The 21,117-nt window shown below is 70.5% G+C and carries 19 protein-coding genes; 10 read left to right on the top strand and 9 right to left on the bottom strand.

The genetic code is table 11. The annotated features are described in order from the left end of the window. Nucleotides 1-166: 166 nt before the first annotated feature. From ABGA98_RS30295 to ABGA98_RS30285, 3 genes are all read left to right on the top strand, one after another. On the top strand, nucleotides 167-1,264 hold the full coding sequence (locus ABGA98_RS30295; protein ID WP_347621814.1) for a helix-turn-helix transcriptional regulator: 1,098 nt from the start codon (nucleotides 167-169) through the stop codon (nucleotides 1,262-1,264). Then, nucleotides 1,254-2,399 carry a hypothetical protein gene (locus ABGA98_RS30290; RefSeq protein WP_347621813.1) on the top strand — a complete coding sequence of 382 codons (1,146 nt, stop codon included), beginning with the start codon at nucleotides 1,254-1,256 and terminating at the stop codon, nucleotides 2,397-2,399. Before ABGA98_RS30295 ends, ABGA98_RS30290 begins: the two co-directional genes overlap by 11 nt. Nucleotides 2,400-2,491: 92 nt before the next feature. Further along, nucleotides 2,492-2,995 carry a GNAT family N-acetyltransferase gene (locus ABGA98_RS30285; RefSeq protein WP_347621812.1) on the top strand — a complete coding sequence of 168 codons (504 nt, stop codon included), beginning with the start codon at nucleotides 2,492-2,494 and terminating at the stop codon, nucleotides 2,993-2,995. Between the two features lie 72 nt (nucleotides 2,996-3,067). Here ABGA98_RS30285 and ABGA98_RS30280 read toward each other — a convergent pair whose 3' ends face one another. The 6 genes from ABGA98_RS30280 to ABGA98_RS30255 all read right to left on the bottom strand — a co-directional run bounded on the left by ABGA98_RS30280 (nucleotide 3,068) and on the right by ABGA98_RS30255 (nucleotide 10,674). Continuing rightward, on the bottom strand, nucleotides 3,068-4,819 hold the full coding sequence (locus ABGA98_RS30280) for a DEAD/DEAH box helicase (RefSeq protein WP_347621811.1): 1,752 nt from the start codon (nucleotides 4,817-4,819) through the stop codon (nucleotides 3,068-3,070). A 134-nt stretch (nucleotides 4,820-4,953) separates the two neighbouring features. Continuing rightward, entirely contained in the window at nucleotides 4,954-6,177 is a 1,224-nt protein-coding gene (locus ABGA98_RS30275; protein ID WP_347621810.1) for a hypothetical protein, read from the bottom strand. Nucleotides 6,178-6,260: 83 nt separating this feature from the next. Continuing rightward, nucleotides 6,261-7,646: an MFS transporter gene (locus ABGA98_RS30270; protein WP_347621809.1), complete on the bottom strand. Its 1,386-nt coding sequence runs from the start codon at nucleotides 7,644-7,646 to the stop codon at nucleotides 6,261-6,263. A 28-nt stretch (nucleotides 7,647-7,674) separates the two neighbouring features. After that, complete coding sequence (locus ABGA98_RS30265) at nucleotides 7,675-8,547, bottom strand: zinc metalloprotease (RefSeq protein ID WP_347621808.1); 873 nt, start codon at nucleotides 8,545-8,547, stop codon at nucleotides 7,675-7,677. Between the two features lie 76 nt (nucleotides 8,548-8,623). Then, nucleotides 8,624-8,884 (bottom strand): DUF3039 domain-containing protein, encoded by a 261-nt coding sequence (locus ABGA98_RS30260; RefSeq protein WP_132509798.1) that lies wholly within the window; start codon nucleotides 8,882-8,884, stop codon nucleotides 8,624-8,626. Between the two features lie 182 nt (nucleotides 8,885-9,066). Then, entirely contained in the window at nucleotides 9,067-10,674 is a 1,608-nt protein-coding gene (locus tag ABGA98_RS30255) for a DHA2 family efflux MFS transporter permease subunit (RefSeq protein ID WP_347621807.1), read from the bottom strand. 148 nt (nucleotides 10,675-10,822) lie between these two features. Between ABGA98_RS30255 and ABGA98_RS30250 the strand changes: the two genes are divergently transcribed. Then, on the top strand, nucleotides 10,823-11,440 hold the full coding sequence (locus ABGA98_RS30250; protein WP_347621806.1) for a TetR family transcriptional regulator: 618 nt from the start codon (nucleotides 10,823-10,825) through the stop codon (nucleotides 11,438-11,440). Nucleotides 11,441-11,461: 21 nt separating this feature from the next. On the opposite strand, the gene ABGA98_RS30245 is transcribed toward ABGA98_RS30250, so the two are convergent. Beyond that, nucleotides 11,462-12,040 carry a YqgE/AlgH family protein gene (locus ABGA98_RS30245; RefSeq protein ID WP_347621805.1) on the bottom strand — a complete coding sequence of 193 codons (579 nt, stop codon included), beginning with the start codon at nucleotides 12,038-12,040 and terminating at the stop codon, nucleotides 11,462-11,464. A gap of 112 nt (nucleotides 12,041-12,152) precedes the next feature. Here ABGA98_RS30245 and ABGA98_RS30240 point away from each other — a divergent pair, with 112 nt between their 5' ends. Beyond that, nucleotides 12,153-12,659, top strand: coding sequence for a hypothetical protein (locus ABGA98_RS30240; protein WP_347621804.1), 507 nt, complete (start codon nucleotides 12,153-12,155; stop codon nucleotides 12,657-12,659). A gap of 16 nt (nucleotides 12,660-12,675) precedes the next feature. Here ABGA98_RS30240 and ABGA98_RS30235 read toward each other — a convergent pair whose 3' ends face one another. Continuing rightward, a complete protein-coding gene (locus tag ABGA98_RS30235; RefSeq protein WP_347621803.1) occupies nucleotides 12,676-13,293 on the bottom strand; it encodes a TetR/AcrR family transcriptional regulator in 618 nt (205 codons plus the stop codon). Between the two features lie 501 nt (nucleotides 13,294-13,794). Between ABGA98_RS30235 and ABGA98_RS30230 the strand changes: the two genes are divergently transcribed. From ABGA98_RS30230 to ABGA98_RS30210, 5 genes are all read left to right on the top strand, one after another. After that, a complete protein-coding gene (locus ABGA98_RS30230; protein WP_347621802.1) occupies nucleotides 13,795-14,544 on the top strand; it encodes an IclR family transcriptional regulator in 750 nt (249 codons plus the stop codon). Between the two features lie 80 nt (nucleotides 14,545-14,624). Continuing rightward, nucleotides 14,625-16,118 carry a glycerol kinase GlpK gene (gene glpK / locus ABGA98_RS30225; RefSeq protein WP_347621801.1) on the top strand — a complete coding sequence of 498 codons (1,494 nt, stop codon included), beginning with the start codon at nucleotides 14,625-14,627 and terminating at the stop codon, nucleotides 16,116-16,118. Next, a complete protein-coding gene (locus tag ABGA98_RS30220) occupies nucleotides 16,115-17,665 on the top strand; it encodes a glycerol-3-phosphate dehydrogenase/oxidase (protein ID WP_347621800.1) in 1,551 nt (516 codons plus the stop codon). Before glpK ends, ABGA98_RS30220 begins: the two co-directional genes overlap by 4 nt. A gap of 155 nt (nucleotides 17,666-17,820) precedes the next feature. After that, a complete protein-coding gene (locus ABGA98_RS30215; protein ID WP_347621799.1) occupies nucleotides 17,821-18,387 on the top strand; it encodes a hypothetical protein in 567 nt (188 codons plus the stop codon). Nucleotides 18,388-18,486: 99 nt separating this feature from the next. After that, complete coding sequence (locus ABGA98_RS30210) at nucleotides 18,487-19,623, top strand: serine hydrolase domain-containing protein (RefSeq protein WP_347621798.1); 1,137 nt, start codon at nucleotides 18,487-18,489, stop codon at nucleotides 19,621-19,623. Nucleotides 19,624-19,695: 72 nt separating this feature from the next. Here the strand turns inward: ABGA98_RS30210 and ABGA98_RS30205 are convergent, their stop codons facing one another. Further along, on the bottom strand, nucleotides 19,696-21,105 hold the full coding sequence (locus ABGA98_RS30205) for an NAD-dependent malic enzyme (RefSeq protein WP_347621797.1): 1,410 nt from the start codon (nucleotides 21,103-21,105) through the stop codon (nucleotides 19,696-19,698). Nucleotides 21,106-21,117 lie beyond the last annotated feature (12 nt).

The following is a 21,117-nucleotide window of genomic DNA, read 5'->3' as shown; positions in this document are numbered from 1 at the left end:
AACCCACACATTCCCCCTTGGCAGCCACGGAGCTGTGGCTAGACTGGTGCTTCCTGTGCGATCCGTTTGCGCACGTAGTCTGGTTGTGCTGCCCTAGCTGCGACTTCTTCACCGACTTCGCCGTCAGGGCCTATATTCACTGAAGTTCACTTGAATGAGGCTTGGCATGAGCGGTGACGAATCCGCGCGGACCGCGCTGGCGCGCCGGCTGCGCGAGCTCCGCGACAGCCGATGGCCCGGCCTGCGGGTCACCCAGGCACAGTTGCGCGACGCGTTCGGGGTCAGCGTTCCGCTGATCTCGTCGTGGGAGTCGACCCACCTGGTCAAGATTCCGCCCGTGCACCGCCTCGAGAAGTACGCCGCGTTCTTCGCCACCAGGCGATCGCTGGCCAACGGGCACGCCCGCGTGCTCCCGCTGTCGGACATGACGGCCGAGGAACTGGCGGAGCACCGCGCCCTGCTCGACGAGCTCATCCGGCTGCGCAAGAAGGCGCTGCGCTTCCAGGGCGCCGAGAGCTCCGACCCGGCGCCGGACGCCCTCCATGGAGGGCCGTGGCACTTCGCCGACGGCGAGCCGATCACGATCATCTGCTCGCAGATCCCCCACGACGAGCGGGAGAAGATCACCTACGCGGACCCGTCGAGCCCCGACTACATCGAGCTCTACAAATACTCCGATCTTGACTCCCTGTTCGAGCTGTGGGGCCATGTCAGAGCCGCCAACCCGCACAGCCTCGTGACGCTGCGCGCGACGGAGGACCTTCGCGCCGACGACCTCACCACCCACGTGGTGCTCCTGGGCGGCGTCGACTACAACGAGGTCACCGCGTACATGCTCTCGCGGATCGAGCTCCCGGTGCGGCAGGTGCCCGACTGGGAGGGCGAGAGGGGGCCGTACTTCGAGGTCGACGAGGGCGGCGAAACGCACAGGCACTACACCGTCACCAGCGGCTCAGGCGATGGTGTACGGCTCACAGAGGATGTCGGCTTCTTCTACCGTGGCGTCAACCCGGACAACACCAGCCACACCTTGACCATCTGCAACGGCATGCACTCGCGAGGCGTCTACGGCGTGGTGCGGGCGCTCACGGACGCACGCTTTCGCGACCGCAACACCGCCTATCTGCGTGACCGGTTCCGCGACGCGGAGGCGTACAGCATCCTCACGAGGGTCAGGGTGCAGGGCCGCGTCGCCGTCACACCCGACTGGACGGTCGCCTCGTACCGGCTACACGAATGGCCGGGGCCCGTCCGTGGAGCATGAGAGAGCACAGGCCGGCACGGAGCATCATCACGGCTCCCACAGGCATCTGGTCGACCTGTACCGCGAGCACGCGGAGTCCGGGACCGTCGACGCGATCGTCGTACCGACGATCCGGCATCCGAGCTGGCTCGGCCACGCGATCCGCCTGGCCGTCGCGCTGGGCTGCCCGCTGGTGACGCTGCACAGCCGCAGGTGGAGCCGCCCGGACGAGGCTGCGGCGCTCCTGCTGCCGACCGGCGTGGACTACATCGTGATCGACGTCGACGACACGGCCCGGCTCAACCTGCCGGATTTCGCAACCTCCGCGCTGGTGAAGGGCACGCCGTTCCACCGCGCGACCGATCTCAGCGCCAAACGCAACACCGGGCTGCTCCTCTCCCGCCTGATGGGCTGGCGGCGGGTCGTCTTCCTGGACGACGACATCGTGGTCGGAGGGCACAAGGAGGTCGCGGCGGCGGCGGCCCTGCTCGACGACTACGATGCCGTGGGCATGCACATCGGCGGTTATCCGGACAACTCTGTGGTGTGCCACGCGCATCGGCTCACCGGCGGCGACCAGGACTCGTTCGTGGGCGGCGGCGCCCTCGCCGTCGAGACCACCCGCAGGCCGTCGTTCTTCCCGAACATCTACAACGAGGACTGGTTCTACCTGCTGGGCGAGACGTCGCTGCGCCGGCTCGCGGTGACGGGCATGGTGACCCAGCGCCCGTACAACCCGTTCGACCGGCCCGTCCGCGCCCGTGACCAGGAGCTCGGCGACGTGCTGGCGGAGGGCGTCTACTGGCTTCTCGACGGCGACGGGGCGAGCTGGGCGGCCGCCACCCGGCCGGCGCACTGGAGGAGTTTCCTGGCCAGGCGCAGGGCGTTCATCGAGGACGTGCTGCGCCGCGTCAGACGGCGGCCCGGCTCCACCGACCGCACCGCCATGGAGGAGTCGCTGCTCGCCGCGCTCGGCCGGCTCAAGCTGATCACCCCCGGCTTCTGCGTCTCCTACCTGCTGGCGTGGAAGGCGGACCGCCATCGCTGGGCCGGCCATCTGGCCGGGATCCCGCAGCTCGAATCAAGCGTGGCGGACGCCATGAAGTGGGTGGTCAGGCCGGGGGCCAAGCCGTTGCGCTGGTGGGCGTCCCGGTAAACGCCTGTTGATTCAGGGGAGCGGCATCCGGGAATCTGTGGTCCGTGGGGGCCTCCGAAATTCGCAAAGCCATCCATACTGACCTCCCTGCCATGGTCCGGTCCCTCGGCCAGGAGGCCTATTTCGCCGACCGGCTGGGCAGGCAGGACACCGGCCACGGGCTCCTGCTCGTCGCATGGGACGGGCAGGAGGCGGTGGGCGACGTGTACGTCTGGCTGGCCCCGGCGGAGGAGCCCGAGTTACGCACCCATCTACCGGGCGTGGCCCTGCTCACCCACCTGGAGGTCGTGCCCTGGCGGCGCAAGCAGGGCATCGGGACCGAACTGCTGTGGGCGGCCGAGGACCGGCTCGCCGCCCTGGGCCACGAACGGGTCGCCCTGGGCGTCGGGCTGGACAACGAGGACGCGCAGCGGCTCTACCTGCGTCTCGGATACGCCGAATGGCCGTACGGGCAGGTCGCCACGACAGAGGTCGTCTACCACCCGGACGGCCGGCGCGAGCTCCGGCCCGAGCGGTGCCGCATCATGGTCAGACGCCTCGCCGCGTCAGCTGAGCCGCCTGCCAGAGACGGCGAACGAAGCCCTCCCGTCGGGTGAAGACGGCGTCTCCACCACGACGGGAGGTCATCCCGTCGGGCCGGCACGTCACCGGCCTCCTGACCGGTGCTCCTAGCGCCGCTGGGTGGCCCAGCGGCGGATGGTGGCGATGCGCTCCTGGATCTGCTCGGCGGTCGCCTGGGCGATCGGCGGGCCACCGCAGGCGCGGCGCAGCTCCGAGTGGATGACCCCGTGCGGCTGGCCCGTGCGGTGGTTCCACGCGCCGACCAGGCCGTTGAGCTCGCGCCGCAGCTCGGCGATCTGCTCGTGGGGCGCCAGCGTCTGCCGCGGCTCGTCGGCCGGCTGCTTGCGCTTGGCGGCCTGCTGGTCGGACTGGCGTTTACGCAGGAGCGTGGCCACCTGGTCGGGCTCGAGCAGGCCGGGCAGGCCGAGAAAGTCTTCTTCCTCGGCCGAGCCGAGCTCGGCCCCCGTGCCGAACTCACCGCCGTCGAACAACACCCGGTCGAACGTGGCCGACGTCTGCATCGTCTCGAACGGCAGCTCGTCGCCCAGGACGTCGGGGTTGTCCTTCTCGCGGTTGGCCTGTTCGAGGAGGGTGTCGTCGAGGCCGTCCTCCGGCGGCCGCTTGTTGAGGACGTGGTCGCGCTCGGCCTCCATCTCGTTGGCCAGGCCCATGAGCGTGGGCACCGAGGGAAGGAAGACGGACGCGGTCTCGCCGCGCTTGCGGGCGCGGACGAACCGGCCCACGGCCTGCGCGAAGAAGAGCGGGGTCGAGGTCGAGGTGGCGTAGACGCCCACGCACAGGCGGGGGATGTCGACGCCCTCGGACACCATGCGCACGGCCACCAGCCAGCGGTCCTCGGACGCGGCGAACTGCTTGATCTTCTTCGACGCGCCGGGGTCGTCGGAGAGGACCACGGTGGCCCCCTCGCCGCTGATGGTGCGCAGGTGGCGGGCGTAGGCGCGGGCGGTCTCGTGATCGGTGGCGATGACCAGGCCGCCGGCGTCGGGGACGCCCCTGCGCACCTCGGTGAGACGGCGGTCTGCGGCCTGCATGACCTGGCGGATCCAGTCGCCCTTCGGATCGAGCGCGGCCCGCCACGCCTGGGAGAGCTGGTCCTTGGTGAGCGGGGTGCCCAGGGTCGCGGCGATCTCGTCGCCGGCCCGCGTGCGCCACTTCATCTCGCCGGAGTAGGCCAGGAAGATGACCGGGCGCACGACCCCGTCGTCGAGGGCGGGGCCGTAGCCGTAGGAGTAGTCGGCGACGCTGCGCTTGAGGCCCTCAGCGTCCTCCTCGTAGGCGACGAACGGGATGGGGTTGTCGTCGGACCTGAACGGGGTGCCGGTGAGCTGGAGCCGCCGCGTGGCGGGCTCGAACGCCTCGCGCACGCCGTCGCCCCACGACTTGGCGTCGCCCGCGTGGTGGATCTCGTCGAAGATCACCAGGGTCTTGCGCGCCTCGGTGCGCGCCCGGTGCAGCGCCGGGTGCATGGCGACCTGCGCGTAGGTCACAGCGACCCCGGTGTAGTCGCGCGACGTGGCGCCCTGGCTGTTCTTGAACTCGGGGTCGATGTTGATGCCCACCCGCCCGGCCGCGTCGGCCCACTGGCGCTTGAGGTGCTCGGTGGGCGTCACGATGGTGACCGCTCTGATCACCCCGTTGGCGAGCAGTTCGCTGGCGATGCGCAGGGCGTAGGTCGTCTTGCCCGCGCCCGGGGTCGCCACGGTGAGGAAGTCGCGCGGCTCTCGCCTGAAGTAGAGGTCGAACGCCTCCTGCTGCCACGCGCGCAGCTTGGGGGCGGTGCCCCAGGCTGCTCGGTCGGGATAGGAAGGCGAAAGGTGGGACGCGGCGAAGGTGCTCACCGCATCACCTCTGGGGTTGGTGTGCTTCGCTTTCTCACAGTGACCCTAGAGTAATCGGGCCCACCGACAAGACGTGCCGTGCGCCGGGGATTCTGGCCAAGGTGATCCTCACGTGTTAGAGGGCGGGCGGGCTCTCATCCCGGCCGCAGGCTCGTCATGACCGTGTCGAGTTCCTGCCTGCGCCCGGTGTCGGCGGGCTGGAGCAGCCCGACGAGCAGGACGGCCCTGGCGCCGCGGGTGAGCAGCATCACGCGCAGGAAGGCCGGCCGGTTGACCACGTCCCGATATTCCGCCCGCAGTGCCCGGGTGTGGCCACCCGGAACCTGCTTGTCCTCGACGACGGTCACGCGGTCCCCTTTGAGCAGGAGCCTGGAGTAGAGCTCCGCCGCCTCCTTGACGGCTTTCCCCGCGTCCTTCACCGGCGGCATCGGTCTGGCCATGACGAGTGCTCCGGCGTCGTCCCTGACGACCGAGGTGAACCCGGTCACGGGCGGCACCGGCCCTTCGCGCCATCCCTGCGGCAGCGCCGCCGACACCCCCGCCCGCGAGTCGCTCAGCCGGCCCGTCTCCGCCGGCGGCGCGGCGAAAGTCAGCACCACGACGGCCACCACCACGATCAACCCCGCCCCGGCAGGCAACGCCACCAGCACGCCCGCCCACCGGCGCCACCTCCTGCCTCCCACCCGCCCGCGCGCTCCAGGATCGGCCGGGGAGCCGTAGAGGCGGGCCGACGGCGGAAGGGACTCGCCGGTCGGCGACGTGCCGCTCCCACGGCCGCGTCCGCCGCCGAGCCCGGTGTCCTGGCCGTTGTGCCGGCCGGGGTACGTGGCCCCGCGGATCCGCGGGTTCCACGGCTCCTGCTCGTCCTCCGGGTCAGGGCCGAGGTCCAGCGGATGGGACCGTTCCCGCCGTCCCCGCGACGGCCCGTCGTCACGCCCGGGAAAGTCCCCCCAGCCCGTCTCGTACGGGACCTCGGGAGAAGCCCCCCAGCCGGGCTCGGAAGCAGACCCCCAGCCCGTCTCACGTCCGGCCCCGGAAACAGGCCCCCAGCCCGCCCCCTGAGCAGGATGGGAAACGGACCTCCTGTTCCTTTCCTGCGCGGGGTCCGCGGGCGCAGGAGGGCGCTTGGCCTCGGCGGCGGTGTCCCTGACGCTCGCGAAGGGGTTCTTGCCCCGCCGCGGCCTCCCCTCGCGGTGCGCGCCCCACACGGGCTTGCCGTCCTCAGGAGAGACGCTGCCTTCCGGAGAGGCGCCGGACTCAGGAGAGGTGCCGTCCTCGGGAGCGGTACGGTCCTCAGGAGGGGTACGGCGGTGCCGGGCGCCCGTCTGCGGGGGCCAGACACGGTGATCACCCTCCATGACACCTCCTTGTCCCGCTGTCCTATCACTCCTCGCGACGAGGATCAGGCGATCCGTTGTCGTTGTGACAGGAGAGGCGGAATTCAGCGGGTGCGGCCGGCGAGCACGGTGCCGCTCAGCGCGATGGTGGCCATGAGGATCGAGATGACGACGAACCCGGTGGCGATCTCGGCGGAGGAGTGCCCGATCAGGTTGACCAGCGCGCCGCCGACGCCGATCGACAGCGCCGAGCCCAGCATGTCCGTCACCGACAGCGACGCCGAGTTGGCCCCCTGCTCGTTGACCGGAGACTGCTTCAGCGCCGTGATGCTGACCGTGGTCATGCCGAACCCCATCCCGAAACCGGCGATGATCCACGCGGGCACGGCGATCCATCCGCTCACCCCGGGCAGTACGGCCAGCAGGCAGAGCAGGACCGCGACGGCGATGCATCCCATGCCCAGCCGGATCCGCAGGTGCGCCTGCCCTTCTTTCCTGCTCTGCAGGTAGGAGCCGGCGGACCAGCCGAGCGCCCCGGTGGTCAGCGCGACGCCCGCGCTCGACAGGTCGAAGCCCATCACCTCCTGCAACACCAGCGGGATGAAGGAGTTGACGCCGAAGAAGGAGGCCGAGAAGAAGCCGCGCATCATCACGGTGGTGGGCAGCCCGCGCCCGAACCGCAGCGCCCGGGGAGGCAGCAACCGGAACAGCCCGTACGCCAGGGACGCCAGCCCCGCCGCCGTCTCCAGGGCTCCCGTGACGGGATGCAGGTGCAGCCGGTCGATGCCGTGCAGCAGCACCCCGGCACCGGCGGCCGCGGCGGTGGCGGCCAGCGTCATGGCCACCGGCCTTGACCTCGGCCCGCTCGACGGCGCCTCGCCCGGCGATGACGGCTGACGCAGCGCAGGGACGAGCATCACCAGCGCGGGCACCACCAGCGGGATGATCCCGTAGAAGACGAAGCGCCAGCCCCAGTTCTCCGCCACGAATCCGGCCACGGCCGGGCCCACCATGGCGGGCACCACCCAGGCCGCGGAGATGGCCGCGAACGCCTTGGGCCTCGACTCCACGGGATAGACCCGGGCGATCATCACGTACAGCGCCACGATGGTGGTTCCCGCCCCCAGCCCCTGCACGGCCCGCGCCACGAGGAACACCACCGCCGACGACGACGCCCCGGCCAGTGCCATCCCGATGACGAACAGCACCACTCCCGTCACGAACGGGATGGGGTAGCCGCGCCGGTCCGACCAGAGGCCGGCCACCACGTTGGCGAACAGGCTGGCGATCAGGAAGGCCGAGAAGCTGATGCCGTAGAGGTTGAGCGCGTCGAGCTCTTCGGCGATGGCAGGCATGGCGACGCCGACCGACATGCCCTCGAAGGCGACCAGCGTGACCACGAGGAGGATGCCGAGGGTCGCGGTGCGGTAGCGCGGACCGAAGATCCGCGGCGGCTGGTAGGGAGTGTCGAGTGCCTTTGGTGCTGTCACCAGCACATCGTAGTCAGCACCGCATCGCTCACGGCGTCGCCTGCCGGTACGCCGCCCACATCTCGTGCATCCGTTTGGCCTGTCCTTGGGTGAACTCCGACATGCACCGGTCGTGGGCGTAGTCCATGAAGTTGTGCACGGGGTCGAGGCCCGCCTTCGCACAGGAGTCGGCGCGCTCGGGGCAGCCCTTGGTCGGCTTGGCCTGGGCGGGGGTGTCGTCGATGCCGTCGCCGGGCTCCTTGCAGCCGTTCTCGAAGGTGTGGAACAGCCCGAGCCAGTGGCCGATCTCGTGGACGCCGGTGAAGCCGCGGTTGTAGTTGGTCATCGCGCCGCCGGGCAGGCTGCGCCAGTCGATGACCACGCCGTCGAGCACCGGCGCGTCGGCGTACCAGTAGGGGTAGCTGGCGAAGCCCAGCATGTGCTCGCTGAGCTGGGCGATGTAGAGGTTGAGCGTGCCGGGGCCGCCCTGGTGCAGCGCGCTCTTCATGGCCCGCTCGTGACCGACGGGGTCGCCGAACCAGGCGGCGTTCTGCCTGACCGTGATGGCGTCGAGCCGGAACTCCACGCCGGTGTCCACGCCGCCGAAGCGGCCGGCGTACGCGGAGTTGAGCACGTCGATCTGCGCTTCGACCACCTGGTCGGAGACCTGGCGGTCAGGCCTCGTGATGACGTGCACCACGGTGGGCACGGTGATCTGAGTCGGCGGCGTGACGCCCGCCAGGCGCCGGGCGAGCTCGGACTGGACCTTGGCCACGTCTCCCGGCTGGGGCGAGCGCGGCCATGGCTCCTTCGGCGCATGACGGCTGCAACCGGCCGCGTGGGCGATGCCGGCCCGCACCGGCGGGGCGAACCAGACCGCCAGCAGGCATGCCAACGAGGCGGCCGTCGCACGCCGAGCCATAGATCCTCCACTACGGAATAAGCCGATATGGCTACAGACCGTAGCTGTTTAGCGGAGGATTACCGCTCAGCAACACTCACTGCTTGTCGTCGCCCTCGCCGTCACCGGAGGGAAGGCCCTCGTAGATCTCTTTGCACTCCGGGCAAACGGGGTATTTCTTCGGGTCACGGCTGGGCACCCAGATTTTGCCGCACAGGGCACGGATGGGCGTGCCCGTCACCATGCTCTCTGTGATCTTGTGTTTGTCCGCGTAGTGGGCGAAGCGCTCGTGATCGCCGTCGCCGTGCGAGGTCCGCGGCGTGGTCTCCTGCTCTGGGAGGATCTTCGTGCTGCTCACCCCACCGAGTTTATGCCCGCTCGCGACCGCGTCCTCCACCCGGCGGTACGGCCCCCGCCGCGAAGGCGAGGGCCGCGGGCGCGAGCAGCGGGCGGGCCACGGCGCGAGCGGCCCACCCGGCCGGCGGGCGACGGGCGGGCCGGCCAGCCCACCCGATCAGCCCACCCGATCAACCCGCCCGGTCAGCCCACATGGACCTGCACGCCCTCGGCCTTTCGCCCGGCCTTGACGAACAGCGTCAGCAGGGCGGTCAGCACGGCGATGCCGGTGCTCACCAGGAAGGCGAGGTGCATGCCGTCCATGAAGGAGTGGTGCACGGCGTCGACGATCACCTGCGGCACCCCGGGAGGCGCCGCGCCGAAGGCGGCCGCCTTCTCCAGCCCGATCATCTGCTCGGGCGGGATCGCCTGCGCGGCGGGGCCGAGGTAGCCGGGCAGCGTGCCGGAGATCTCGGCGGCCATGACGGCGCCCAGGATCGCGGTGCCCAGCGCGCCGCCGACCTGCATGGCCGACTGCTGGACGCCACCCGCGACACCGCTCAGCTCAAGCGGCGCGTTGCCCACGATGATCTCCGTAGCGCCCACGAAGACCGGCGACATGCCGAAGGCCAGCAGCACGAACGGGATGGCGCTCGCGAGGAACGACGCGTCGATGCTGAGCTGGGACATGAGGAACATGGCGAACGCGGTGATCAGCAGACCGGCCGCCATCGTGATCTTCGGCCCCAGCCTGCCGATCGCCATGCCCGCCAGCGGCGAGGCGACGATCATGCCGGCGCTCATCGGCAACATGCGCAGGCCGGCCTCCAGCGGGGTCAGGCCGTGCACGCCCTGGAAGAAGAAGCCCAGGAAGAACATCGCGCCGAACATCGCGAACGCCACCATCATCATCAGCAGGGTGCCGATGGAGATCGAGACGTTCCTGAACAGCGACAGCGGGACCAGCGGCTGCCTGCCGATCTTCTGCGCCCTGTTCTGCCAGAAGATGAACGCGGCGATCAGCACCGCGAACGCACCCAGGAAGGCCAGCGTCGTGCTGTCGCCCCAGCCCCAGTCGGGGGCCTTGATGATCGTCCACACCAGCGAGAACATCGCGCCCGACAGCAGCAGCACGCCGAGCCAGTCGATCCGCGCCATCGTCTGGGCGCGGTTGTCCTTGATCAGGAAGATGCCCATGACGAGGGCGATGATCCCGACCGGCGCGTTGATGAAGAAGACCGACTCCCAGCTCACGTTCTCGACCAGCACACCGCCCACGATCGGCCCTGCGGCGCTGGACAGGCCGATGATGCCGCCCCAGGCCCCCATCGCCTGGTTGAGCTTCTCCCCCGGGAACGCTCCACGCAGCAGCGCCAGGGCGGCGGGCTGGAGCAGCGCGCCGAAAAGGCCCTGCAGCACCCGCAGGCCGATGAGCGCGCCGACGGGCGAGAGGCCGGGAATGACGCCGGCCAGTTCGGCGCTGAGACCGATGCCCACGGACGTGATCGCAAAGCCGGCGACACCGATGAGAAAGACGCGCTTGTGCCCGAACAGGTCGCCGAGCTTGCCCGCGGTGATCAGGAACACCGCCAGCGCCAGCAGATAGCCGCTGGTCACCCACTGCAGGTCCGACAGCGTGGCCTTCAGGTCGGCCTGGATGACCGGGTTGGCGATGCCCACCACCGTGCCGTCGAGCATCACCATGATGACGCCCAGGCTGACCGCCAGCAGCACCAGCCACGGATTGGCGCCGGCCCCCGTCCGGTCCGGGCCGGGCGACGACGGCGCGTCGACCGCCTTCGCTTGAGCCATGACTCCCCCTTAAATGACATATAGCCCCAGATCAGGGCATAGATATCGCAAGCCTCACTAACTTAGGGCAGCCGACGACTTTAGACAACTGACTTTCAGATGACGGTGTATGACTTGTGGCACACTATGACAGAAAGGTTTCGAGGGAGTGACCACTGTGGGTCTGCGTGAACGCAAGAAGGAGAAGACGCGCCTGGCGATCCTCGACGCGGCGCTCGACCTGTTCCTCGAACAAGGATACGAGTCGACCACCGTGGAGCAGATCGCAGGGGCCGTCGAGATCTCCCCCCGCACCTTCTTCCGCTACTTCACCAGCAAGGACCACCTGGTGCTGTGGTTCCACGACCACGGCGAGCAGCTCATGGTGGAGACCCTGCGCTCCCGCCCGCGGGACGAGCCGCCGTTCACGGCGCTCATGCACGCGGTGCGAGCGGTGCTGAGCGACATGGAAGGCTCAACGGAGGACGAGCACCAGAGGTTCCTCAAACTCCGCCGGATCCTCGAGGAGAATCCGCAGCTGATCGGCCAGTCGGTGGCCAGGGGCGCCGGCACCGAGCGCCGTCTCGCGGAGCTGGTCGCCGAGCGCAGGGGGGTCGACGCCGACACCGACCAGCTCTCCCATCTGATCGTCGCGTTCGCCATGTCGGCGATGCGGGTCGGCTTCGAGTGCCCGCGCCGCGACGGCTCGGTGCCGGAGATCACCGGCCGCATGGCAGAGACGATCGAGCTGGCCGAGCGCTCGCTGCGGCCGGGGTGGGACCTCTGAGGCGCGGGGCTCGTCGAGAGCTCAGTTCATCGTCGGATCGTCCGGGCAGGTCGCCACGAAGGCCAGCTCACCGTGCTGGCGCCGCAGCACGTGCCGCCAGAGCGAGCCTGGATCGGCGTAGAAGGTGTCGCCGGCCTCGGAGTCGACGACGTACCAGGCTCCCTCGGCGATCTCGCTCTCCAGCTGGCCCGACGTCCACCCCGCGTACCCCGCGAAGATGCGCATCTGTGCGATCTCCCCTTGCAGGATCTCGGGCGGCGCGTCCAGATCGACCGTCCCCAGCCGCGAGACGGCCGGAGTGCCGGCGTGCAGCCTGCGCCAGCCGAGCGGCTCCTCACCGCTCGGGACCGCCGCCAGCGCGAGCGCGCTGTCGGTCTGCACGGGCCCGCCCTCGAAGAGCACCGGAGGCCCCGTCACCAGCGGATCCCACACGGGCAGCACCTGCGTCACCGAGATGTCGCTCGGCCTGTTGAGCACCACGCCCAGAGTGCCCCCGTCGTGGTCGTGTTCGAGGATCAGCACGACGCTACGCCGGAAGTTGGGGTCGTCAAGGAGCGGCGTCGCCACCAACAACCCGCCGACGTAGATCGCTTCCGCCATACATCCATCATGGCGTGTATCCGGGGGCGTGCGCTCCCCTCGTGAGTCGATGTTACTTTTCGTGGCTGCTTGGGCACCTTACGTAGCAAAGATCACACTCCGGGGGGAGCGCATGCGTATCGGTACTCGTGTCGTCCTGGCCACGCTGCCCATGACCGTGGCGCTGCTCCTCCCGGCCACCGCCTGGGCCTGGCCGCGGCTGGATCCGGGAGACCCGTTCACGATGACGGTCGACGACGTGGCCTGCCGCTCAGGCCGGGCGACCGTCACGCTCCGCAACGTGACCCGCCAGCTGGCGAGGTACGACCTGCGGGCCGACGGCAGGACGGTGGCGAGCGGCTCGATCCCTGCGCGCAAGACGGTCGTCAAGCAGGTCCGGGTGAGGAAGGGCAGCCGCGCCGAGATCGAGGCGTACTCGGTCGCCGAGCACAACCCCGACACGCTGATCGACTCGACCGACATCGAGAACGACTGCCCCTGGGGCCACCACCTCGACCGCCTCCCCTTCACCGGTCCACCCGTGGACCTCATGGCCAAGCTGGCCACGGCGGGCGGACTGGTGATCATGGGAGGCGTCCTGTGGTGGTACGGCTGGATCTGGCCGCGCTCGGCCCCGTGAGCCCGGACGGCGCCCGCTAGGGGTCAGTAACGAACGCCCCGGCCCGCGCGGCGGCCAGCCCGCGCGACACCGACCACTCGGCGTCCCGCCGCGTCACCGGCTCCCTCGTGACCACCAGGCGGTAGTAGAGTGGAGCCGAGATCGCCCTGACCAGCTCACCCCCGTCGGTCCCCTCGGGCAGCTCTCCCCGCTTGACGGCCAGGTCGACGACGGTGGCCCACTCGTCGATGCGGCGGGCGAAGAAGGTCCGCAGCGCGTCGGCGGCCTCCTCGTCGCAGGTCCCGGCGGCGATCACCGCCTGCAGCGTGGCGCCGAGCCGCCCGTCGGTGACCGCCTCCCAGACGGACACGGCGTTGGCCAGCAGGTCACGCTCGACGTCGCCCGTGTCGGCGTGCGGCGACGACTGGTTGGCCAGCTCTTTCATGAGGTCGGCCACCAGGCCCGGGGTGCTCCCCCAGCGCCGGTAGACCGTGGTCTTGCCCACGCCGGCCCTGGCCGCCACCTGATCCATGGTCAGGCCATGGAAGCCGTGCTCGACCAGGATGTCCTGGGTGGCCTCGAGTACGGCTGCGCGCACCCTCGCGGTGCGGCCCCCCGGCCGCACGGTTCCCGCCAGACGGGAAGGTTGTTCCATCTAAACTCCTCACCGCATACCGGCATGCCCGGCTAACGGGACCACCGTCCCGTTGATGGCGCATGTTCTTACGGCCCCGGCCTCTTACGACCCGCGGCGGACCAGGCGCCCCTGCTCGCGGACAGGGCCGCCGGCCTGGTCAGGCGGCGCAGGCATCTCCTTGTCGGCATGGCGTGCTCGGGCTCTCCTCGTTCACGGGAGGGCTGGCGACCTCGCCGGGGGTTGTGCTCGTGACAGGTGACCCGGGGACTCGCCGCCGCCATCGCACGCCCGCCGGGCTCTCCCTGCTGACCGTGTCGTTGCTGAGGGGGCATTCCGGGGTCGGGCGCGGGGCTGAACGGGGCATTGTGGTCTGCCGGGTTCACCGCTGGCGACATTCTAGGCCGACTCCGGCTGCCGCGCTGCTGGTGGGCGGGCACTTTTTCGCGATCCGCGCGCCCGTCGACCGCCGCACGACCACCGTTCGGCAATATCGAACTCCTCTGCACTAAGGTGCGAGGTGTGGGAGAGACGATTCAATCGGTCGAGCGGGCCGCCGCGATCCTGCGGCTGCTCGCCTCGGGCCCGCGCCAGCTCGGCGTGGCCGAGCTGGCCAAGGCGCTGGGCCTGCCCAAGGGGACACTGCACGGAATCCTGCGCACGCTGGTCCGCGTAGGGTTCGTCGAGCAGGACCAGGCGACGGGGAAATACCGGCTCGGCGCCACGCTGCTCCACCTCGGCAGCAGCTACCTCGACGTCAACGAGCTGCGCACCCGCTCGATCAACTGGGCCGACGCCCTGGCGGGGCGCAGCAGGGAGAGCGCCTGGATCGGCACCCTGCACGAGGGGCACGTGCTGGTGATCCACCACGTGTTCAGGCCGGACGACAGCATGCAGACCCTCCAGGTCGGCACCTACCTGCCGACGCACGCCAGCGCCCTCGGCAAGGTCCTGCTCGCCCACGATCCCTACGGCGAGGCGCCGGCCGAGCCGCTGCGGGCGTACACGAAGGCCACGCTCACCGACCCCAAGGCGCTGGAGGCCGAGCTCGACCAGGTCAGGACCCGCGGCTGGGCGGCCGAGACGGAGGAGCTGACGGAGGGCGAGGTGGCCATCGCGGCGCCCATCAAGGACGCGCGCGGCATCGTGGTCGGCGCCATCGGCATCAGGGGCGCCGTCGAACGGCTGGCCTCGGACGGAGCCCTGCACATGGAGTACGTCTCATACGTGCGCGACGCCGCCCGCGCGATCACGCGCGCCCTCGCCCGCTGACTTGTCCACCCCCATGACGACCGCATAACATCTGTCACATCGTTCGACATTGTCGAACCCTGATCCAAGCGAGGAAGCTCGTGCCTCGACCGCACTACGTCGCAGCCATCGACCAGGGCACCACGTCCAGCCGGTGCATCGTCTTCGACGAGGCCGGCAACATCATCTCCGTCGCCCAGCGCGAACACCGCCAGATCTTCCCCAGGCCCGGCTGGGTGGAGCACGACGCGGACGAGATCTGGCAGGCCGTGCGCGGCCTGCTCGGAGAGGCCGTGAGCGGCGCCGGCATCGAGGACGCCCAGATCGCCGCGCTCGGCATCACCAACCAGCGCGAGACCACCGTGTTGTGGGACCGCGAGACCGGCCGGCCCGTCCGCAACGCGATCGTCTGGCAGGACACCCGCACCGACGCGCTGACCCGGGCCCTGGCCGAGCACGAGAGCCTGTTCAAGGAGCGGGCCGGGCTGCCGCTGGCCACCTACTTCTCCGGGCCGAAGATCCGCTGGCTGCTCGACGAGACCCCCGGCCTGCGGGAGCGGGCCGAGCGCGGCGAGGTGCTGTTCGGCACGATGGACAGCTGGTTGTTGTGGAACCTCACGGGCCGCCACATCACCGACGTCACCAACGCCAGCCGTACGATGCTGATGAACATCCACACGCTGGGCTGGGACGACGAACTGCTGGCCGCGATGGGCGTGCCGCGCGCGATGTTGCCGGAGATCCGCCCGTCCGCCGAGGTCTACGGCCGCACGGCGGGCGGCGTCCCGGTCGCCTCCGCGCTCGGCGACCAGCAGGCCGCATTGTTCGGGCAGACGTGCTTCGCCCCCGGCGAGACCAAGAGCACCTACGGTTCCGGCAGCTTCCTGCTGATGAACACCGGCCACGAGCCGGTCGTCTCCAAACACGGCCTGCTGACCACCGTCGGCTACCAGATCGGCTCGGCCCCGGCCACGTACGCGCTCGAAGGCGCCATCGCCGTCACCGGCTCCCTGGTGCAGTGGCTGCGCGACAACCTGGGCCTCATCTCCAGCGCGGCCGAGATCGAGACGCTGGCGAGGACGGTCGACGACAACGGCGGCTGCTATTTCGTGCCGGCGTTCTCCGGGCTGTTCGCGCCCCACTGGCGTTCCGACGCGCGCGGGGTGATCGCGGGACTGACCGGGTTCGTCAACAAGGGCCACCTCGCGCGGGCCGTGCTGGAGGCCACGGCGTGGCAGACCCGCGAGGTGGTCGACGCGATGAACGCCGACTCGGGGCTCGACCTGACCACGCTGCGCGCCGACGGCGGCATGACCGCCGACAACCTGCTCATGCAGACGCTCGCCGACGTGCTGGCGGTGCCGGTCATCCGGCCGATGGTGGCCGAGACCACCGCGCTGGGCGCCGCCTACGCGGCGGGCCTGGCCACCGGCTACTGGCCCGACGTCGACAGCCTGCGGGCCAACTGGCACAAGGCCGCCGAGTGGCGTCCCGCGATCGACGAAGCCGTACGCGAGCGCGAATACCGCAACTGGAAGAAGGCCGTGGCGCGCACCCTCGGCTGGGTGGAGCAGGAGGAGGGGAGCAGAGCATGACACTCGCGATCGGCACCGACCGCGCGGAGACCAGGCACGAGCTGGCCGGCACCGCCTACGACCTGCTTGTGATCGGCGGCGGCATCCTCGGCACGTCGGTGACCTGGATGGCCGCGCAGGCGGGGCTGCGGGTGGCGATGGTCGACGCGGGCGACTTCGCCGGCGCCACCTCCAGCGCCTCCTCCAAGCTCGTCCACGGCGGCCTGCGCTACCTGCAGACCGGCAACGTGCGGCTGGTCGCGGAGAACCACCGCGAGCGGCGCGCCCTGGCCGCCGACATCGCACCCCACCTGGTCAAGCCGCTGACGTTCGTGGTGCCGATCTACAAGGGCGGCCCGCACGGCGCCGCCAAGCTCGGTGCGGGGGTGTTCCTGTACTCCGCGCTGTCGGTGTTCGGCGACGGCATGGGCAGGGTGATCACGCCGCAGCAGGCCATGGCCAAGGTGCCCGCCCTGCGCTCCGAGGGCCTGCGGGCCGCCGCCGTCTACGGCGACCACCAGATGAACGACAGCCGGGTCGCGGTCATGACCGTGCGGGCCGCGGTGGACGCGGGCGCGGTCGTGCTCAACCACGCCGAGGTCGTCGGGCTGCGCCAGACGGGCGGCACCGTGACGGGCGCCGACCTGCGCGACCGGCTCGACGGGACCGAGTTCGGCGTGTCGGCCAGGCTCGTGCTGAACGCCACCGGGCCGTGGGTCGACCACCTGCGCCGTATGGAAGACCCCTCCGCGGCGCCCAGCATCCGGCTGTCCAAGGGCGCTCACCTGGTGCTGCGCAGGCAGGAGCCGTGGAAGGCCGCGCTGACCACGCCCATCGACAAGTACCGCGTGTCGTTCGCCATCCCGTGGGAGGACCACCTGCTCCTCGGCACCACGGACGAGGCGTACGAAGGCGACCCGGCCGCGGTGCGGGCCACCGAGGCCGACATCGCGCAGATCCTCGACGAGGCGGGCCACTCCGTACGCGACTCCCAGCTCAGGCGCGAGGACATCACCTACGCCTTCGCCGGGCTGCGGGTGCTGCCCGGCGGCCCCGGGCAGGTCGCGGCGGCCAAACGGGAGACCGTGGTGACCAGCGGCTCGGGCGGCATGCTCTCCGTCGCCGGCGGCAAGTGGACCACCTACCGGCACATCGGCAGGCACGTGCTCGACACGCTCGCCCGCCTGCCGGGGCAGCCGCTGGGCGACGACCTCGCCGACATCCTGCCGGCCGTGCCGCTGCCGGGGCTGGCCAGCCCCGACGCGGTGGCCATGCGGCTGTGGACCGACCGCGACCCGGGCGCCCGTATGGACCCGCTGGTGGCCAGGCACCTGGCCACGCACTACGGATCGATCGCGTTCGACCTGGCGCGGCTCATCCGCGAGGACCCGGCGCTCGGCGAGCGCATCCACCCCGACGGGCCGGACATCTGGGCCCAGGCGGTCTACGCCCGCGACCGCGAGTGGGCGGCCACGGTGGACGACGTCGTACGCCGCCGCACGACGCTCACGGTGCGCGGCCTCGACACGCCCGACGTGCGCGCCAGGATCGAGAAGCTGCTCGCCTGACGGCCCCGTTCGCGTAGGCGGTTCGGCGCGGCGGGTCCGCGGCGCGCGCGGCGCGGTCCGCGGTTCCTACGTGGCGCTGAGCGCAGGTGCGGGTAGGGCGGCGACGAGGGCCTGCCGGGAGGTGGCCTGGCGAACCCGCTGGGCAGGGGGGAGGCATGCGAACTCCCATCAACGAAGCCCTGCTCAGGCACTTCCGTGACCTGCGCGACGGCACTCATGGGCAGGCCGTCTCGCGGGACGACAAGGAGCAGGTGTTCATCACGGCGGTCGGGCTGCTGGACCCGGTGGCGCGCACCGCCCTCGACGAACTCAACGCCGACCTGCTGCTCGGCGCCGGGGAGGTGGTCGCCAGCGGCGTCACCCGGTCACGCGAGGGCGGGCTCAACGCGATGTGGTCGCTGACGTGGCAGGAGCAGCGCGCGTGCCACGCCCAGCCGGTCGCGGTGGTCGCCCACTACGGCAGCGACTTCCACCATCCGCACCTGCGGGGCAACACGGTGGGCGACTGGCCGCTGAACGTCTTCGACGAGGCGGACGCCGCGGCGCAACTCGACACGTTGCGGGTGATCGCCGCCGGGGACGCCCACAACCTGGTCTTCCAGGAGAGCTACCGCCTGATGCCCGCCCTCACCCGGGAGGAGCCGGGCCAGGAGAGCCTCACACTTCGCTGCACCACCCGGGTGAAACGGATCGGGAATGGCGAGGCATCGGAAACGGCGTAGAAACGTCGGCTGTCTTACAAAGGGAAGCAATTCGGCGCCGCGCACAATCGTCCTGCGGTTCCCAGCGCTGTGCCGATCTTCGACCACAGGGAGCTTCTCGTGATCCAATCGATCGCCACGCGTGTCGCCGGCCTGGCCTGCGCTGTGCTGACGCTGGGCGTGGCCTCCCCGCCTGCTGCCGCGACCACCGGCGCTGACCTGCCCCGTTTCGGCGACGTGCAGCGGGCCCTCACCGAGCTGGCGGAGTCCGACCTGGTGGTGGGCGCCATCGGCGCCGTCTATGTCGACGGCAGGCTCGTCGGCAAGGGCTCGGCGGGCACCCGCCTCCTGAACGGGGGCGGCAAGATTCCCGCCGACGCCCGCTACCGGGTCGGGTCGCAGACCAAGCAGATGGTGGCCGCCGTGGTAGTGCAGCTCGTCGGCGAGGGCAAGATCAGCTTGGACGACAAGCTCAGCGACGTCCTGCCGGACACGGCTGGTCAGGATCTGGTGGAGCTGGCCGGCCAGATCACCGTCCGGCAGTTACTCGACCACACCTCCGGCATCCCGGACTACTTCGGCGCGCTGGACAAGGACTCCCTGTTCGACTTCACGACCTACTACCGTCCAGCCGAGCTGGTGAAGCGCTCGCGTTCCCTTGACCGGCAGCAGGAGCCGGGCCAGGCGTTCAGCTACTCCAACACCAACTACATCCTGCTCGGCATGATCATCGAGAGGTTGACCGGGAAGTCCCTGGCCGACGAGCTCGACCGGCGGGTGTTCGGCCCACTGCACATGAACCGCACGTACCTGCCCACCAAGCCTCCTGAGGGCATCCGCGGCCCGCACGGACACGGATACCAACCCGACTCCCAGGGCGAACTCCGCGACGTCGACCGCATCAACGCCAGCAGCCTCTGGGCGGCCGGCGGCGTCGTCTCGACCGCGCGCGACATCAGTGTCTTTCAACGCGCGTTCGCTCAGGGCGGCCTGGTGCCGCCGGAACTGCAAGAGGTGCTGCGGGCGCTCGTGATCGGGGGCGGGGGCAGCGGCGGCGGCGAACGGCCCTGCGCGGGCACGGAGCTCGAGATCTCCGCCTCCACGGGGAGCGCGCCCGGATTCCGCGCCACCACGTTCACGACGAGCGACGGGCGCGTGCAGTTCGCCATGTCCACCACGCTGACCAAGCATGACAATGCCGCCCTCAGCGCACTCTCACGGACTGCGGCAGAATCGGTGCTGTGCCCCGGGAAGTGACGCGGACTTCCTCCACGTGAGTCGCCGGTGGTGGCCCGCACCGCAGGTGAAGGCGGGCGACAGGAGAAGATCTTATGCTTCGGTGAAGCCCCGCGCGCGCCCGCCGGCCGACTCGCGGACGGCGGCGGCGACGGCGGTGGCCACGTCGGGGTGGAAGACGCTCGGGATGATGTAGTTGGGGCCGAGCTCCTCGGGCGTGACGACGGCGGCGAGCGCGCCCGCGGCGGCCAGCAACATCTCCTCCGTCACGACGGACGCCTGAGCGTCGAGCAGGCCACGGAAGACCCCAGGGAAGGCCAGCACGTTGTTGATCTGGTTGGGGTAGTCGGAGCGCCCGGTGGCCACCACGGCGGCGTGCTCGCGGGCGTCGTCGGGCGACACCTCGGGCTCGGGGTTGGCCAGCGCGAACACGACCGCGTCCTTGGCCATCGAGGCGATGTCGTCGCCGGTCAGGATGCCGGGCGCGGAGACGCCCACGAAGACGTCGGCGTCCTTGACCGCGCCCCGCAGGTCGCCCGCGTAGCCCTCGGCGTTGGTGTTGTCGGCCATCCAGCGCAGCGAGTCGTCGAGGTCTTCACGCCCCTTGTGGACGGCCCCGAGGTAGTCGCACACGATCACGTCGCGGGCGCCCGCCGCCAGCAGCAGCCGCAGCACGGCGTAGCCGGCCGCCCCCGCCCCCGCCATGGTGATCTTGACGTTCTCGATGTTCTTGTCGACCACCCGCAGGGCGTTGGTGAGCGCCGCCAGCACGCAGATCGCCGTGCCGTGCTGGTCGTCGTGGAAGACCGGGATGTCGAGCAGCTCGCGCAGCCGCCGCTCCACCTCGAAGCAGCGGGGCGCGCCGATGTCCTCCAGGTTGATCCCGCCGAACCCGGGCGCGATCACCTGCACCGTGCGGACGATCTCGTCGACGTCCTGCGTGTCGAGGCAGATCGGCCAGGCGTCGATGCCCGCGAACCGTTTGAACAGCGCCGCCTTGCCCTCCATGACGGGCAGCGCCGCCTCGGGCCCGATGTTGCCCAGCCCCAGCACGGCGGAGCCGTCGGTGACGACCGCCACGGTGTTGCGCTTGATGGTCAGGCGCCGCGCGTCCTCCTTGTTGCGCGCGATCGCCATGGACACGCGCGCCACACCCGGCGTGTAGGCCATGGACAGCTCGTCGCGGTTGCGCAGCGGCACCTTCGACACCATCTCGATCTTGCCGCCGAGGTGCATGAGGAAGGTGCGGTCGGACACCTTGTGGATGACGACGCCCTCGACCGCCTCGAGCTGGTCGACGATGGCCTGGGCGTGGTCGGTGTCCCTGGCGGCGCAGGTCACGTCGATGCGCAGCTTCTCGTGGCCTGCGTTGGTGACGTCGAGGGCGGTCACGACACCCCCTGCCGACTCTACGGCGTGCGTGAGCAGGCTCACGGCCTTACCGCCTGCGGGCACCTCGAGGCGCACGGTGATGGAGTAAGACACACTGGGGACGGTCGCCACGTCAATCGCTCC

It is taken from the genome of Nonomuraea sp. B1E8, from assembly GCF_039871515.1.
GTDB lineage: Bacteria > Actinomycetota > Actinomycetes > Streptosporangiales > Streptosporangiaceae > Nonomuraea.
Note: the sequence above shows the minus strand (reverse complement) of the source record. Positions and strands in the feature narration are given on the sequence as shown.

Excerpts from the sequence above, each read along its gene's own strand:
- ABGA98_RS30255 (WP_347621807.1), bottom strand. The coding sequence starts at position 10,674 with ATGGCTCAAGCGAAGGCGGTCGACGCGCCGTCGTCGCCCGGCCCGGAC.
- ABGA98_RS30265 (WP_347621808.1), bottom strand. The coding sequence starts at position 8,547 with ATGGCTCGGCGTGCGACGGCCGCCTCGTTGGCATGCCTGCTGGCGGTC.
- ABGA98_RS30215 (WP_347621799.1), top strand. The coding sequence starts at position 17,821 with ATGCGAACTCCCATCAACGAAGCCCTGCTCAGGCACTTCCGTGACCTG.
- ABGA98_RS30220 (WP_347621800.1), top strand. The coding sequence starts at position 16,115 with ATGACACTCGCGATCGGCACCGACCGCGCGGAGACCAGGCACGAGCTG.
- ABGA98_RS30275 (WP_347621810.1), bottom strand. The coding sequence starts at position 6,177 with ATGGAGGGTGATCACCGTGTCTGGCCCCCGCAGACGGGCGCCCGGCAC.
- ABGA98_RS30285 (WP_347621812.1), top strand. The coding sequence starts at position 2,492 with ATGGTCCGGTCCCTCGGCCAGGAGGCCTATTTCGCCGACCGGCTGGGC.
- ABGA98_RS30240 (WP_347621804.1), top strand. The coding sequence starts at position 12,153 with ATGCGTATCGGTACTCGTGTCGTCCTGGCCACGCTGCCCATGACCGTG.
- ABGA98_RS30235 (WP_347621803.1), bottom strand. The coding sequence starts at position 13,293 with ATGGAACAACCTTCCCGTCTGGCGGGAACCGTGCGGCCGGGGGGCCGC.
- ABGA98_RS30295 (WP_347621814.1), top strand. The coding sequence starts at position 167 with ATGAGCGGTGACGAATCCGCGCGGACCGCGCTGGCGCGCCGGCTGCGC.
- ABGA98_RS30245 (WP_347621805.1), bottom strand. The coding sequence starts at position 12,040 with ATGGCGGAAGCGATCTACGTCGGCGGGTTGTTGGTGGCGACGCCGCTC.